We start from the raw sequence: 15,601 nt of genomic DNA, 5'->3' as shown, positions 1-15,601 counted from the left end.
GATCCATTAACCAGAATTGAGGTTAGATAGGTTTTGGTTTAGATAGAAATAAAAAACCGGCCATCAAGGCCGGTTTTCAATAAAGGGTTATCGCTTATTAAAGGGCGATAAAGAAACCAGCTAGTGCAGCACTCATAAAGTTAGCTAATGATGCTGCGGCAATGGCTTTCATACCTAGACGTGCAATATCATGGCGACGTGTTGGCGCCATAGTACCTAGACCACCTAGTAGAATAGCAACCGATGCTAGGTTAGCAAAACCACAAAGTGCGAAGGTTACAATAACTTGGGTGTGCATAGATAGGGTGTCACGCACACCAACAAAATCAATGTAAGCCACAAATTCGTTTAGGATCAGTTTTTGACCGATGAAGCTACCCGCTTGAACTGCTTCCGCCCATGGCACACCGATTAACCAAGCAAGAGGAGCAAATAGGTAACCTAGGATTAATTGGATAGTGAAGTTTTCAGCGCCGAACCAACCACCAATGTAGCCTACCAAATTGTTCATTAGGGCGATTAGACCGATGAAAGCAAGTAACATCGCACCTACGTTAAGAGCAAGCTGTAGACCAGAAGAAGCACCAGAAGCCGCTGCATCGATAACGTTTGCGTTTTCGTTATCTTGGTCTGCAATGGCAGCGTCCATGTCAACTACTTGCTCTACTTCTGGCTTGATCATTTTCGCCATTAATAGACCACCTGGTGCCGCCATGAATGATGCCGCGATCAGGTATTTAAGCTCTACACCTAAACCTGCGTAACCTGCTAATACTGAGCCAGCCACACTTGCTAGACCACCTACCATGATGGCAAACAGTTCAGATTGAGTCATTTTTGGAATGTATGGGCGAACAACAAGCGGTGCTTCAGTTTGACCCACGAAGATGTTTGCTGTTGCAGACATAGCTTCTGGCTTACTAATACGTAGTACCTTGTGTAGGGCACCACCAATTAGCTTGATGATCCACTGCATTACGCCTAAGTAGTACAGTACCGCAATCAGTGATGAGAAGAAGATAATGATAGGAAGTACACGGAACGCGAATACGAAGCCGCCACCGCCAAATACTTCAAACATCTTACCGCTGACTAGGCCGCCGAATAAGAAATCGATACCGGCTTGCGCACTGTCAATAACAGATTGCACCGCACCAGAAATGCTTTCCAGTACATCTTTACCAAATGGGACATACAGTACAAACGCACCTAAACCCGCTTGAATTGCAAACGCACCGAATATAGTACGGTAATTAATTGCTTTTTTGTTATCGCTTAAAAGATAGGCAATGAAGAGCAGTGCACCTATCCCTATAAGACTCATTATTGCTGCCATGATAGTTCCTTTTATATATCTAGTTAATCACTGTGCTGCCAAACTGGCGGGTCTACGTTTAATCTTAATTTAGTTGTTGCTTAGAATACTTCACTATTGGCTTGATGGCCGCTGTATAAAAATATCTAAAAGACAACATTAACTGGGGTGAACCCCTGTTTAAAATCTGCCAGTGAAATATGCCTGAAATACAAGCTTAGAATTCTTCCATGCCTCACATTTTTGAGGCTAATCGTGGAGATTTCTTTCGATCTTTACCATAGGTGTTGCTTATTGCTTGACCGCTATATTCTTTCAATCGGTTTTATAAGGTTTGCGTTGCCTGCTTTAGCGTAGTTTTTATAAATGATGGCGAGCTTTGAGATGGATTAACACTGGGCTTGTTGCTTGGGTTGGAAAAAAACAGGCAAAAAAAAGCCAGTCAATGGACAGACTGGCAAAAGGGGAAGTAACACAAAGGAAAAGGATGGAGTCTATAGTCAACGAACCTCAAGCCAGAACTTGGAAAAAAATCACCAAATTCAAGCCTAAGGCGGGTTAGCAATTGGTCTTACAGTTTATTTACACCATAATCCATGGCACTTAAGCCAAAGTAACTGGCTAAGGTTTGGCCTATGTCGGCAAAGGTGTCACTTTTACCGAGAAAGCCAGGTTTAACTTTTTCGCCGTAAATCAAAACGGGAATATGTTCACGGGTATGGTCTGTACCTTGCCATGTTGGATCACAGCCGTGATCAGCCGTGATAATCAAAATATCGTCGGCTTGCATGGCATTGATGATCTCGGGCAAACGACTATCAAAATATTCAAGCGCTTGGGCATATCCCGCAACATCGCGGCGATGGCCATAGGCTGAATCAAAATCAACTAAGTTGGTGAATACGATGCTGTTTTCAGGAGCGGTCGCCATTTCTGCTAGGGTGGCATCTAATAACGGGCCAATACCAGTCGCCTTGGTTTTCTTGGTGATGCCACAGTGCGCATATATATCAGCAATTTTACCCACCGAGATCACTTCACCCTTACCTTCATTGACCAGCTTATCCAACACAGTTGGCGCGGGCGGCTCAAGGGAGTAATCACGACGATTGCCGGTGCGTGCAAATTGGCCTTTGCCTTCACCAATAAATGGGCGGGCAATCACGCGGCCGATGTTATAAGGCTCAAGCTCTTCGCGTACGATCAAGCAAAGTTCAAGCAGGCGCTCAAGGCCAAAGGTTTCTTCATGGCATGCAATTTGAAAAACTGAGTCTGCCGAAGTGTAAAAAATCGGTTTGCCGGTTTGCATGTGCTCTTCGCCAAAATCATCAAGCACTTGGGTGCCTGAAGCGTGGCAATTAGCGAGATAGCCCGGCAAATTGGCTCGTTTAACAATTTTATCTAGCAGCTCGATTGGAAAACTATTTTGCTTTTGTTCAAAGTATCCCCAGTCAAATAACACAGGTACACCGGCAATTTCCCAGTGACCCGATGGCGTGTCTTTACCGGTTGATAACTCGGCCGCGTAGCCATAGGCGCCTATGATATTTGGCGAATCACTGCAGCCTGCGGGTAATTTACCCGTGGATTCTTTGGCAGCAAGGCCAAGGCCAAGCTGCTCTAAATTCGGCAGCGAAAGTGCACCGCTGCGCTCTGAATTATCACATAGACCTGCCGCACATTGCTTAGCAATATGGCCGTAGGTATCGCTACCTTGGTCACCAAACTTCTCGGCATCGGCGCTTGCACCAATACCAAATGAATCGGCTACTAAAATAATGGCTCTTTTCATCGTTATTACCTCGTTGTGCGGCTGGCTGTTCAATTATTGGTTTTCAAGACGCGCTTGGATCATAGCGGCTAACTTCTCTTGGTCAGCGGCAAATAAGCGAATACCTTCGGCGAGCTTTTCAACTGCCATCGGGTCTTGATTGTGTTGCCAATAAAATTCGGCTTCTGTTAGCGCTGTTGGTTTATCAGTTACTTCAACAGCAGGCGTTAGCTTAGGTGCCACTGTCTCACTACTTTGTTCAAGTTGAGCCAATAACCCTGGACCTATGGTCAATTTATCGCAGCCAGCTAAGGCGATGATTTGACCAACATTCCTAAAACTTGCTCCCATTACAACAGTGGCATAACCGTGTTGCTTATAGAAGTTGTAGATTTTAGTGACGGAAGCCACGCCGGGATCATTTTCCGCTGTGTATTCGATGTTATTTTGTTTTTTGTACCAATCGTAAATACGGCCAACAAAAGGAGATACCAAGTACACATTAGCTTGAGCACAGGCTTGTGCTTGAGCAAATGAAAACAACAAGGTTAAGTTACAGCGGATGCCTTCGCGCTCAAGTTGCTCTGCCGCCTTGATACCTTGCCAAGTCGAAGCCAGTTTGATTAATACGCGGCTCTTATCTATGCCCTTAGCTTGGTAAAGGCTAATCAATTGTTTTGCTTTAGCAATGCTGGCCTGCGTGTCGTAGGACAATCTGGCATCGACTTCCGTTGAAATAAGTCCAGGTACTTGGTTGACAATTTCAGCGCCGATAGCAACGGCTAGGTAATCACTTGCCGCATCGATTTGTTGCTCAACTTGTGTGCTTGCTTGTTTAGCGTAAGCAATTGCATCATCAAAAAGCGGGGCGTATTCGGGTAATTTCGATGCACTTAAAATCAGTGATGGGTTAGTCGTAGCATCTTCTGGCTTAAATTGCTTGATAGCACTGAGATCGCCGGTATCGGCAACCACAGAAGTCAGCTTGCTAAGTTGCACTAATTGATTAGCCATGATTGCTCCTTACAGCTCAATCGCAGTTGCTAGGGCAACTTGCATCATGTCATTGAACGAGGTTTGTCTTAACTCGGCTGATAGTTTCTCGCCGCGGCGGATATGATCTGACACAGTTAAGATACAAAGTGCATTGGCACCTAATTCAGCGGCAACACCGTATAAGGCAGCAGCTTCCATCTCTACACCCAAGATGCCATATTTTTCCATTACATCAAACATTTCAGGCTGAGGTGTGTAGAAAAGATCAGCTGAGAAAACATTACCAACTCGAACATTTATCTCTTGTGCGCGAGCATTATTAACGGCTTTTTCTAAGATGTTGTAATCAGCGATGGCTGCAAAGTCGTGGTCTTTAAAGCGCATACGGTTGATTTTTGAGTCTGTGCTCGCGCCCATGGCCACAATCACATCCATTAATTTAACGTCTTCGCTGATAGCGCCACAGCTGCCAATACGAATAATATTTTTAACGCCGTATTCACTGATTAATTCATGGGTGTAGATAGAGCAAGAAGGGATACCCATACCGTGGCCCATAACCGAAATACGTTTGCCTTTGTATTCGCCGGTAAAGCCGAGCATATTACGTACATCGGTGACTTGCTTTACATTCTCTAAGTATGTTTCAGCAATAAACTTAGCGCGCAGTGGGTCGCCCGGCATCAAAACAGTTTCTGCAAAGTCACCTAAGTTGGCATTAATATGTGGAGTAGCCATGTTGTAAATCCTTTCTTTAATCTAAAATCGTATTACGAAAAAAAACGTTCGATAATCATTGCGTAAGCTTTACCACCAAGGTAAACGCCAACAATCCCCATGATACCGCTGAGCACTGGCGGTGCAGGAATAGGGAGCTTAAGTGCGCTAAATATAACGCCGACAATAAAGCCCGCTAACATTGCTAAAATTACTTCATTCATATTCATCCCTGCATTGCTGTGTTCTGTTGATATATTCAGAATAGGGCTGAAGCTGATGCTGTATAGCGATCTAAATCACATATTTAGTCCTAAAATAATTTAATTTTATAAATATTAACCAATGATGTTGTTTTGTTGGCTCGTACGCGCTAATTAATATTAAGAAAATGTAGTGATGCGATTAGCCGTACTGTTTAGGATTTGATGCAATGAGAAGCCATTTTAACTGCTGTAAAAGCTACCCGTGCCATAACTTAGGGGTGGTGGAAAGTGATGAATATGAAATGGAAAGTAACCATTTAGGTTATCCAGCAATTCACTGTAAAGCGTGTGGTAGTTACCCTCCTTTGGTGGATGATGAAAGCGTTGCAACCGTGATAAAAGATAAACTTGTAAGTCACTTTAGCCGAACCCTTAGTGGCTGTAGCCATTGCCAAAGCCAGTACTTTGCTAACGATCAACACACCATCAAATCAAATCGATATGGCCACACGAAAGCAGGACAGCAACGTTTAAAATGTCAAAACTGTGGCCAAGTTTATACGGTAAAGGCCGTTAAACAAGTCGACATGCTATTGTCATTGTTGGGTCATATTGCCAAGCAAACGCCGACAACAGAAGTGATCGCCGACCTTGATTGTGCCCCTAAAATTTATTATCAGCTACTCAATCGTCTGGCGAATATTTTGCGGGAATTTAGTCGAGCCCGAGAGCAAAGCGTATTGCAAAGGGATTTTTTGGCACTGCACAGCGAAAGTGACGTAAGCCAATATGCCGGTCATAAAGCGTTGTGGAGCATTGCCACCACAGAAGCGCAGTCAGGCTATTGTATTTTATACAGTCATAATTTATTGCTTAATGAAACGCTAGCCAAGCCTTATCCGGGAGCCAATAGCAGTGTTTTGCCGACGCCAAAATTACCTTCGATTCTGGCGGCTTTAACCGAGCGATATCAAAGCACCATGCGCCGTCCGCATTTTGAATCTTTGCATTATGGGCAACTGGCCAACATTCGGGGGGCGCAATATATTATGCCCAGTATTCTGGCTTATGCTCACTTTCAACTGTTGAGTTTAATCACGTCTAAGGCAACCCATTTTCATCATTACATTGAGCATGAAAGTGCCATTCGTGGTGCTGCATTGATGGCATGTAGCGAAGAAATATTTGCTGATCAGGCGGAAGTGTATTTTGTCTATCGCCATTTTACAGGGGGGCAGGAGCTTCCAGCCAATGGCAATAACATAGGTTGGTGGAGCGATCGTTGGTACGGCACGCATTATGGTGCCTATTGTCCCATTACCTATCGCAATCAATATAAAGTACCGTTTTCCTTGTTCGATGCCGATGGCCCGCGATTGGTTCATCAATGGTTTCGGCAAAACAAATGCTTAAACCTCAAAAGCGCTAAGCCACTGGATCCGATGCTTGAAATTCAGCGTTGTATCTATAACTTTTGTCAGTCTCTGAAAAATGAGCAAACACCGGCAATGCGTTTGGGTATTAGCCAGCAACCGATGAGCTTAGCAGAACTATTAGATGCCGCTATTTCAAGCATCGAATCTCCTAGTTAAAAAGCCGATTTTTAGGTTAATTATCATACCTCGAATATATCGAGTGTTAGCCTCGGGAACCTCGAGTTGATAAAAAGCACGATAAAGATGGCACACTGATTCACCAGTTACACGAATGTGTGATGAAAATTGTATGAAATTTAATCAATTAGTGCGGCGTAAATAGCACAAAAACCTAAATTTGATAATTTCAGTACAATTTATAATGTTTTTATAAATAAACACCAGAGGTTAACACCAAAAAAAGCCAATCTAATAACAGCTAAAAATGTGATATTGAGCCACTTTATTTGATTGACTCGCTATAAACTCCCCCCCTGTCAACGCAAGTACAGGCACAAGTACCGCAACACTGTTCACGTACATGCAAATTAATTACCGTAAGCAAAGACAGGGAATAAAAATGAAAAAAATCGCTATTGCAGCCGCAGTTACTATGGGTCTAAGTGCACCTGCGAGTGCAGAATACTTATACGGTTTTGGTAACATCAGCGCTAACTATTTAGATTGGTCGAAAGGTACTGAACAACGCGCTGGACACCAAGAAGATTTCCTTTACCTTGAGTTAGAGGGTGGTGCAGGTTTTACTTGGGGTGAAGTATATGGTTTCTTCGACCTTGAAAACGTACAAGAAGGCTCGGATGAAATCCGCACAGCATACAAAGGCTCTATTGCATACAAATTAGGTGAGTCAGGTTTCCGTGCATACGCACAGCACTACGCGACCGACGGTCAATTCTTCTCTGCGAACAACACCGTTGTTGGTGGTCAATACCGTTTTGAAGGTCAAGGCTGGTTCGTAGCACCTTGGGTTGGCGTACATTACACCATTACAAACCCAGCTTGGAACGAAGGTTTCTCTGATTTCAATGGTGGTATGGCGGGTTGGACTGCGGTTTACAACTTCACCGCTTTTGATCAAAACTTCTGGGTGTCTAACTGGCACGAAATGGAATTTGGTCGTGATGATGATTACATTGCTGTATCAGGTGAGAGTGATGACACATCAATGAACGGTGCGGTTGGCTTTTGGTGGAACGCCACTGAATCTATCACAGCTGGCTTACAATACCGTTATGCTTACAACAAGTTAGGCACAAGCGGTAACCAAAACGCGCTGATCTACTCATTACGCTACAACTTCTAATCAAGCGTATACTAATAGAAAGTCCATTCTATAATCAGTCAGGCTTCGGCCTGACTTGTTGTAAATGGGCATCACAAAAACGATTACTTAGCCTGTGTCCTATCATCAGTCAGGCTTCGGCCTGACTTGTTGTAAATGGGCATCACAAAAACGATTACTTAGCCTGTGTCCTATCAAGCAATCGACTAAATATCTAGCATGCAACTTAGTCAGGTTCGCTGGGGTTAACACTGAGTAGATTAGAGCTAATAAGGACTGCACTCATGGTAAATAAACAATATCCTCTTGTCGATTTACACCGTCATTTAGATGGTAATGTTCGTGTCAATACGATTTGGGAGTTGGCGCAGCAACACCATATCCAATTACCCGCTAATTCATTAGCCGAACTCGCTCCTCACGTACAAATTCAAGGAAAGGAATCCAGCTTAGTGGCTTTCCTTGCCAAATTAGATTGGATGGTTGGCGTGTTAGCAGATCTCGATGCAGTCAAGCGTATCGCTTACGAAAATGTGGCCGATGCGGCTTTATCGGGCCTTGACTACACTGAGCTGCGTTTTAGCCCTTATTACATGGCGATGAGTCATAAATTACCTTTGCAGGGCGTCGTTGAAGCGGTTGTAGACGGCGTTCAAGCTGGATTGAAAGATCACCAAGTTAAAGTGAACCTGATCGGCATTATGTCACGCACATTCGGCCAACAAGCCTGTTTAGATGAGTTAAACGCATTATTAGCTTGTAAACAAAATTTGGTTGCTATCGATTTAGCGGGAGATGAATTAGGTTTTCCTGGCGAATTGTTTAATGAACATTTTGCTAAGGTCAGAGCCAGCGATTTAGCAATAACGGTACATGCCGGTGAAGCTGCGGGCAGTGAAAGTATCTGGCAAGCCATTAAAGAATTAGGCGCAACCCGTATCGGCCATGGCGTAAAAGCCATTCATGATGAAAAGTTACTGGCTTATATGGCACAAAACCGTATCGGTGTTGAATCGTGTCCAACCAGTAATTTACACACATCCACGGTAACCGATTACGCCAGTCACCCAATCAAAACGTTTTTGGATAAAGGTGTTTTGGTCAGCTTAAACACGGATGATCCGGGTGTTAGTAATATCGATATCATGCATGAATATGATGTGGCTGCTAAAGAAATAGGCCTGAATCAAGAACAGTTATGGACATTGCAACAAAATGGATTAGCCATGGCATTTCTTTCCGATTCAGAAAAACAAGCACTGATCGATCTTAAAAGGAGTTAAGTATGCCTGGTTTTTGCAATCGTTAATAAACTATAAAGCCGCATTCAGTGCGGCTTTTTTATGCCGTAACAAAACTTGTTCTAAACCTTGCCAACATGTTACAACAAGCTACTAAAAAATATTGCTAAGTGGGAGTAATGCGTGAGCCAAGATAACGAACAGCAATGGATCAAACAATATATGAAGGAGAGTTTCGCTGAACAAAAGCGCTCTCGGCGTTGGGGGGTCGTTTTTAAACTACTGACATTCGCATATTTGTTTGTTGGCCTTTATCTATTTATTGATTTGTCGTCATTAAAAGCAAGCAAAGGCGCGGATGAAACGCACACGGCACTGGTGCAAGTACATGGCGTCATTGCCGCCGATCAAGATGCCAATGCGAACGCGATTGTTACCGGATTACGGCGCGCATTTGAAAATGAGATGAGCAAAGCGGTTATTTTGCATATCAATAGCCCAGGAGGCAGTCCAGTACAAGCAGGTTATGTTTATGACGAGATTAAGCGCCTGCGCAATATTTATCCCAATAAGCGGGTATATGCGGTGATCTCGGAGTTAGGGGCATCTGGAGGTTATTATATTGCCGCCGCAGCCGATGAAATTTATGCGGATAAGGCCAGTCTAGTGGGCTCCATTGGTGTCACCGCTTCCAGTTTTGGTTTTACCGATACTATGGAAAAATTAGGCGTTGAGCGTCGCCACTTTACCGCAGGCGAGCATAAAGCATTTCTTGATCCATTCTCACCTTTAAAAGAAGACGAAAAAGTTTTTTGGCAACAGGTATTAGATAAAACGCACCAACAATTTATCGATGTCGTTAAACAAGGTCGGGGTGAACGTCTGGTGGCAGACGCCGACCAACAACTGTTCAGCGGCTTAATTTGGAATGGCGAGCAAGCCATAGAGCTGGGGTTAATCGATGGGTTAGGCAGTGCAGGCAAAGTGGCGCGTGACATTATTAAAGCAGAAGAGATTGTCAATTATACGGTGCAGCCATCACCGCTTGACGCTTTTACCAAGAAGCTAGGTTTAGCTCTAGGGCAGGGCATTAGTCAGCATTTAGTCACGGGTAGCTACTCGTTACAATGAGCTAAACCTAAGCCACTTCAGAGAGAGCGCAATGTGATTAACCTCAATTCGGGTTAATCGAAGCAGCCAATGGAAATCGTATAAATAACTAGCAAAACTTCGTTTTCACGGATGAAAACGCAGAGCGAATAGGGATATATTCACCGCGTTTTTGCGGATTATTTATACGATATAGCTTATCTAAAGCTCAGGTTGATTATTAGCTTGGAGATAACTATCTCATTTTTTGGCTTATTGGTTTTCCTTCTATACTTGGATCAAGCCGCTTTGTTGTTTTGAGTCGCCCACAGCGGCCAGATCATTGTTTATTGGCTATGCAGGAGTAACGGCTATGATCCAAACTAAACTGCACCGCTTACTGCAGGCGCATCATGTTTCTTACTATATTGCAGAATTTTCCCCCGCTTATACCTCTCAACAGCGGGCCGAAAACGCCCATATTACCGGTTTTGCCCTAGCTAAAGCGGTGATCATCAACCAAGATGACCAACTTGCCATGGTGGTGGTCCCCGCACCATATAAGCTAGATATTAATGCGCTGGCAAAAGAAATAGACGCAGATAGGGTATTACTTGCATGTGAGCAAGAGTTTATGCCGTATTTTGTACAATGTGAGCCGGGTGCCATCCCGCCCCTTGGGCCGCTATTTCATTTGCCTATCTACATGGCCAAAGAATTAGAATCACAACCTTGGATTTACTTTAATGCCGGCGCACATCAGCAAATGATAAAAATGCACAGTGCTGATTTTATTCAGCTGGTCGAGCCTACCATCATTGAAGCGGGCTTTTATTTAGCAGGTGATGCCCACGGCAAATGGCGTCAGCAATTGCAGTTTCATCGTAGCACCAAAACTTTGCACTGAGGACTTGGTTAGATTTTATAAACATTGTTCAGTTAGGATTCAGCTATTAGTCATTAACATAATCATTATGATATAGGAGGTGATTATGCAAATTTCTAATACAGCCACTTACTCGCCAGTGCAGCGTATGGTTAACGGCTTAACTAAGCAAAATGCGTTTTATGCCCCTTTATCCTCCAGTTCAAATCAACAACAAGCTAACGCGTTAAGTTTTGCCGATAAAGTGACTCTCTCCTCGACAGCCAAAGAGCTAAGCGCACAAGCCGAGCGAGGTGTTGTTGAGCGCCCAGTCCCGCTTCCTGAAAAGCCACCGCAATCAGATTTAAAAAGTGATTATATAGCGCTTAAAAAAGCCCAATACAAATACCGGGTGGCTGCTGATGGGGTAAATCTGGCTGCTGGAAATAATCAAGGCTTATCAGCATCATCTGTGCACTATTTAAGTCATCACGATGAGGCAAGAAAGCAAGCTGTTACCGTGATGGCGGCGCAATCGCAAGCGCAATTAGCCGAGCACTATATGGCCCAAAACATGGCTCAAAACAGCGAAGAGGAACAAGACATAACGCAAACAACCCCAGTTGTTGCGCCTTATACTCCCACACTTGAAACCGCGTTGTTGGCAGCATCCACTTCACTACTTGCTAAATATGGTAAAGAAGAGCAAGCAAGTGCCAACATGTCGCAAACGGCGGCCTAAAAAAATAACCCCAGAGCATAGGCAACTGGGGTTAATTCATTATTGTGCATCAAAGCCGCTATCAGCTAATTGATTGCGTCGATAGCATGCGTTTAAAGTCTTGGTAATCGAATTTGTTAAGTTGCTCGATGCGACCGTCGGTGCGCTGACAATAGATCGCCGGCATCTTGATACCATTAAACCAATTTAGCTTAACCATGGTATAACCGCCGCTATCGGCAATGGTTAAACGTTGACCCACACTCAGCGGCTGATCAAACTTCGCTTCACAGAACTGATCCCCGGCCAAACATGAGCAAGAGCCGATAACATAAGCATGCTCACCCTCTTCACTGGCTTCTGCCACGGTGGCAGGCTCATTGTAAATCAAGGTATCTAAACGGTGAGCTTCGGTAGCACTGTCAACAATGGCGGTAAGTTTTTTGTTTTCAACAATATCAACCACGGTAACAACAAGATCGGTGGTGCGAGTGATCACCGCTTCACCCGGCTCTAGGTACAGTTGCACGCCATGTAGCTCACTAAAGGCTTTAAGCTTGGCAGCTAAGCCCTCAAGATCATATCCTGGATAAGTGAAAAACACCCCGCCGCCAAGGCTAACCCATTCTAATTGCTCTAGTAAATCAGCGAAGTTTTCACTGATGTGATCAAGTAGGGCACTAAAAGAGGCCACGGATTTGTTTTCACAGTTCATGTGAAACATAACGCCAGAAAGTTTATTGGCAATGCCTTGCTCTAATGCGGATTTTTTTACGCCAAGACGACAAAAAGGGCGTGCTGGATCGGCTAAGTCTTGTCCCGCTGCGCTGCGCTCAGGGTTGATGCGCAGGCCAATTTTGCAAGAATCAGGCACTAAATGAGCATAGCGAGCCAATTGAGATTGTGAGTTGAAGATGATCTTGTCGCTTTTATCAGCCACATCGATTACATCTTGCTCGCTATAACCAACGCTGTAGGCATGGGTTTCTTTACCAAAGGTTTCATAGCCCAGCATAACTTCATAAGGGCCACTGCTGGTTGTGCCATCAAGATAGGGCTCGATAGTTTTAAACACGCCCCAAGTTGAAAAACACTTCAGGGCAAGAACCAGCTTAACGCCACTTAACTCTTTTAGGCGCTTACACTTTTCAAGGTTTTCAATTAATTTGTCTTCATGGATCATGAAGTAGGGGGTTGCGAGTTCGTTCATGATTTAGCTCTAATATTCAGTTGAAAAAAAAGCCCCCAGTTGGGAGCTTTGTGATTTAAGCGCTAGGCGTCAGCTCTTGAACTTCCCAGCTTAAGCCAATTTCTGGCATCAGCTCTAGGAAGTGATCTGGGTTAAGTTGTTCCATATTGAACACACCTGGCTCAGACCATTTACCTTTGAAGTAAAGTAGTGCAGCTGTGATGGCCGGTACACCTGTGGTGTAAGAAATAGCCTGATGCTCAACTTCTTGATAAGCCTGCTCGTGGTCACAAATGTTGTAGATAAACACGCTACGTGCTTTACCGTCTTTTTTACCTTGTAACCAAGTACCGATACAGGTTTTACCTGTGTAACCAGGTGCTAACGAAGTAGGATCCGGTAACAATGCTTTGAGTACGCGTAGCGGTTGGATCTCAACGCCGTCAACATTGATTGGATCAGGGCTAAGCAGGCCAATATCGCGCATAACATTGAAGTAGTTAAGGTAGCGATCAGAGAAACCCATCCAAAACTCAATGCGTTTTGCTGGAATGAACTCAGCTAACGAGCGCACTTCATCGTGAGCCATAGAATACACTTTTTGCTTACCCACAACAGGGAAGTCAAATTCTAATACACGGCTGTGACAAGGTACTTGGTGCCACTCGTTATTTTCAAAGTAGAAAGAATCACCTTGAATTTCTAGCATATTCGTTTCAGGGTCGAAGTTGGTCGCAAATTTACGTCCATGATCGCCTGCATTAACGTCCATTACATCTATGGTGTCAATTTCATCGAATAGGTGCTTATGGCCATAAGCAGCAAATACGCTAACAACGCCAGGATCAAAGCCCGCACCTAGAATACCTGTGATGCCCGCTTCAGCGAATTTCTCACGAAACGCCCATTGTGGATCGTAGGCTTCTGGCACTTGCTGTCCAGGGCTGCATAAATCGGTCGCTACCGATGTATCTAAGTAAGCCGTTTTAGTTTGATAACAGGCTTCCATGATCGTGACATTAACCCACGGAGGTCCCGCGTTAATCACAAGTTTTGGCTGTACTTCTTTAATCAGCTTAACTAATGCCTCTAGATCATCCGCATCAACTTGTGCTGCTGTAATGCTGGCATTTTTGTCTTTTTGATTATCGCGTAGCGCAATAGAGGCAATGATTTTTTCACATTTTGCAATATTGCGTGACGCTATCGTGATATCACCGAAAACATCGTTATTTTGAGCACATTTATGTGCAATTACCCATCCGACCCCGCCGGCTCCTATTTGTAAAACTGACATAATATTTCCTAAAAATTATTTAAGCGCTTTCGCAAAATTGACGATCTTATCGAATAGCTCGTTAAAATTGTTCAGTGTTAAACAAGGGTTTAAAATGGTTAGCTTTAATGCTGCTTGACCATCTACGGTTGTTTCCCCTAGAACCGCAACGCCCGCTTTTAGTAATTCCACTCGTAATTGACGGTTGAACGCGTCAATGTTGTCATGGTTGCAATCACCTGTGTAGCGAAATAGTACTGTTGATAAAGGTGGCTCAGTCAATAACTCAAACTCTGGATGAGCATTAACTAATGCGGCCACTTGTTGGGTTTGTGCTAACAAGTGATCGATCATTTCACCCAGTGTATCACTGCCGACCGCACGTAATGTCATTAGCACTTTTAATGCATCAAAACGACGTGTGGTTGAAATGGTTTTATCAACTAAGTTTGGCAGATCATCACTTTCACGGTTTAAGTAATCAGCGTGATGCAATAAATACTTGAAGTTAGATTTATCTTTAAGCATGACGGCACTACAGCTGACCGGTTGGAACCAAAGCTTGTGAAAATCAACCGTGATAGAATCAGCTGTTTCAATACCCGCTAATCGTGTTTTAGCCTGACTTAAAATCAAGGCACCGCCATAGGCCGCATCCACATGGAACCAAATTTTGTATTGGTCAGCTAATTCGCGGATTGCGGTTAGGTTATCAATGGCACCGTGATCGGTTGTGCCGGCCGTGCCAACCACAACAAATGGGATCAGTTCAGCTTCTTTTAATTGAGCTAGTGTCTCTGCTAGTGCACTGATAATAATGGTGCCATCACGATTGGTGGGCACGCACACCACCGCCTTTTCACCTAAGCCCATCACAGAAGCGGCTTTTTTCACGGTAAAATGGCTCTTGGTCGAGCACAAGATGCGCAGTTTAGACGCGTAATCTGGCAGACCTTCTTTTTGGATATTGTGACCGGACATCACATCTGCAGCCCAATCACGCGCCATTAATAGCGCCATGATGTTACTTTGGGTTCCGCCGCTAGTGAATACACCATCACTGTGCTGATCAAAACCAAATTTGCGACATAGCCAATCGGTTACATACTGCTCAACATAAGTAGCAGAAGCGGATTGATCCCATGAATCCATTGATTGGTTTTGTGCTGCGATAAAGTTCTCGGCAGCGATACCTGCAATTAGCGGGGGAGTATGTAAATGTGCAATACAATCAGGGTGTTGTACTACGATGCCATTACGCGCGACCACTTCTGCTGTTTCAGCTATCACTTGAGATAGAGGGGCAACGTGCCCTTGCTCGAGTGATAAGCCATAAACCGCTTGCTGCAGGGTATTGGCATCCATGGCAGAGTAGGGCTTGTCAGCCCCTTCAAATAGCTGTACCAATTGCGCCGTGCTTTGATTCATAGCGTCACGGTAGCCATCGCTACCGTGTTGGCCAACTTGGATAAAATGTTGTTGCCAATTATTCACTTA

At 44.2% G+C, this 15,601-nt stretch carries 14 protein-coding genes; 6 read left to right on the top strand and 8 right to left on the bottom strand.

The features are described 5' to 3' along the window. Positions 1-97: 97 nt before the first annotated feature. The 5 genes from ACK8OT_RS03730 to ACK8OT_RS03710 form a co-directional block, all read right to left on the bottom strand. On the bottom strand, positions 98-1,336 hold the full coding sequence (locus ACK8OT_RS03730; RefSeq protein WP_410195169.1) for a NupC/NupG family nucleoside CNT transporter: 1,239 nt from the start codon (positions 1,334-1,336) through the stop codon (positions 98-100). A gap of 550 nt (positions 1,337-1,886) precedes the next feature. Beyond that, positions 1,887-3,107: a phosphopentomutase gene (locus ACK8OT_RS03725; protein ID WP_410195168.1), complete on the bottom strand. Its 1,221-nt coding sequence runs from the start codon at positions 3,105-3,107 to the stop codon at positions 1,887-1,889. A 33-nt stretch (positions 3,108-3,140) separates the two neighbouring features. Then, entirely contained in the window at positions 3,141-4,100 is a 960-nt protein-coding gene (gene tal, locus ACK8OT_RS03720; RefSeq protein ID WP_410195167.1) for a transaldolase, read from the bottom strand. Positions 4,101-4,109: 9 nt separating this feature from the next. Then, on the bottom strand, positions 4,110-4,820 hold the full coding sequence (deoD, locus tag ACK8OT_RS03715) for a purine-nucleoside phosphorylase (protein ID WP_410195166.1): 711 nt from the start codon (positions 4,818-4,820) through the stop codon (positions 4,110-4,112). 32 nt (positions 4,821-4,852) lie between these two features. Beyond that, positions 4,853-5,023, bottom strand: a complete 171-nt coding sequence (locus ACK8OT_RS03710) for a XapX domain-containing protein (protein ID WP_233070260.1) — start codon at positions 5,021-5,023, stop codon at positions 4,853-4,855. A 209-nt stretch (positions 5,024-5,232) separates the two neighbouring features. Here ACK8OT_RS03710 and ACK8OT_RS03705 point away from each other — a divergent pair, with 209 nt between their 5' ends. From ACK8OT_RS03705 to ACK8OT_RS03680, 6 genes are all read left to right on the top strand, one after another. After that, positions 5,233-6,597 carry a hypothetical protein gene (locus tag ACK8OT_RS03705; protein WP_410195165.1) on the top strand — a complete coding sequence of 455 codons (1,365 nt, stop codon included), beginning with the start codon at positions 5,233-5,235 and terminating at the stop codon, positions 6,595-6,597. A 403-nt stretch (positions 6,598-7,000) separates the two neighbouring features. Beyond that, positions 7,001-7,744: an outer membrane protein OmpK gene (locus tag ACK8OT_RS03700; protein WP_410195164.1), complete on the top strand. Its 744-nt coding sequence runs from the start codon at positions 7,001-7,003 to the stop codon at positions 7,742-7,744. Between the two features lie 263 nt (positions 7,745-8,007). After that, positions 8,008-9,006, top strand: coding sequence for an adenosine deaminase (gene add / locus ACK8OT_RS03695; protein WP_410195163.1), 999 nt, complete (start codon positions 8,008-8,010; stop codon positions 9,004-9,006). Positions 9,007-9,147: 141 nt separating this feature from the next. After that, positions 9,148-10,095: a signal peptide peptidase SppA gene (gene sppA / locus ACK8OT_RS03690; protein WP_410195162.1), complete on the top strand. Its 948-nt coding sequence runs from the start codon at positions 9,148-9,150 to the stop codon at positions 10,093-10,095. Between the two features lie 331 nt (positions 10,096-10,426). Next, positions 10,427-10,960 (top strand): aminoacyl-tRNA deacylase, encoded by a 534-nt coding sequence (locus tag ACK8OT_RS03685; RefSeq protein WP_410195161.1) that lies wholly within the window; start codon positions 10,427-10,429, stop codon positions 10,958-10,960. An 85-nt stretch (positions 10,961-11,045) separates the two neighbouring features. Beyond that, positions 11,046-11,660 carry a hypothetical protein gene (locus ACK8OT_RS03680; protein WP_410195160.1) on the top strand — a complete coding sequence of 205 codons (615 nt, stop codon included), beginning with the start codon at positions 11,046-11,048 and terminating at the stop codon, positions 11,658-11,660. Between the two features lie 61 nt (positions 11,661-11,721). On the opposite strand, the gene nspC is transcribed toward ACK8OT_RS03680, so the two are convergent. Genes nspC through ACK8OT_RS03665 form a run of 3 tightly spaced genes read right to left on the bottom strand, consistent with a single transcriptional unit; the run spans position 11,722 to position 15,598 of the window. Then, on the bottom strand, positions 11,722-12,849 hold the full coding sequence (gene nspC, locus ACK8OT_RS03675) for a carboxynorspermidine decarboxylase (RefSeq protein ID WP_410195159.1): 1,128 nt from the start codon (positions 12,847-12,849) through the stop codon (positions 11,722-11,724). A 55-nt stretch (positions 12,850-12,904) separates the two neighbouring features. Then, a complete protein-coding gene (locus ACK8OT_RS03670; protein ID WP_410195158.1) occupies positions 12,905-14,125 on the bottom strand; it encodes a carboxynorspermidine synthase in 1,221 nt (406 codons plus the stop codon). A 15-nt stretch (positions 14,126-14,140) separates the two neighbouring features. After that, positions 14,141-15,598: a pyridoxal phosphate-dependent decarboxylase family protein gene (locus ACK8OT_RS03665; RefSeq protein ID WP_410195157.1), complete on the bottom strand. Its 1,458-nt coding sequence runs from the start codon at positions 15,596-15,598 to the stop codon at positions 14,141-14,143. Positions 15,599-15,601: the final 3 nt, after the last annotated feature.

The sequence above is a fragment of the Motilimonas thetidivivens genome, assembly GCF_046452435.1.
GTDB lineage: Bacteria > Pseudomonadota > Gammaproteobacteria > Enterobacterales > CBDFNC01 > Motilimonas.
The sequence above is the reverse complement of the archived record's forward strand: the minus strand, read 5'-3'. Positions and strand labels throughout refer to the sequence as shown.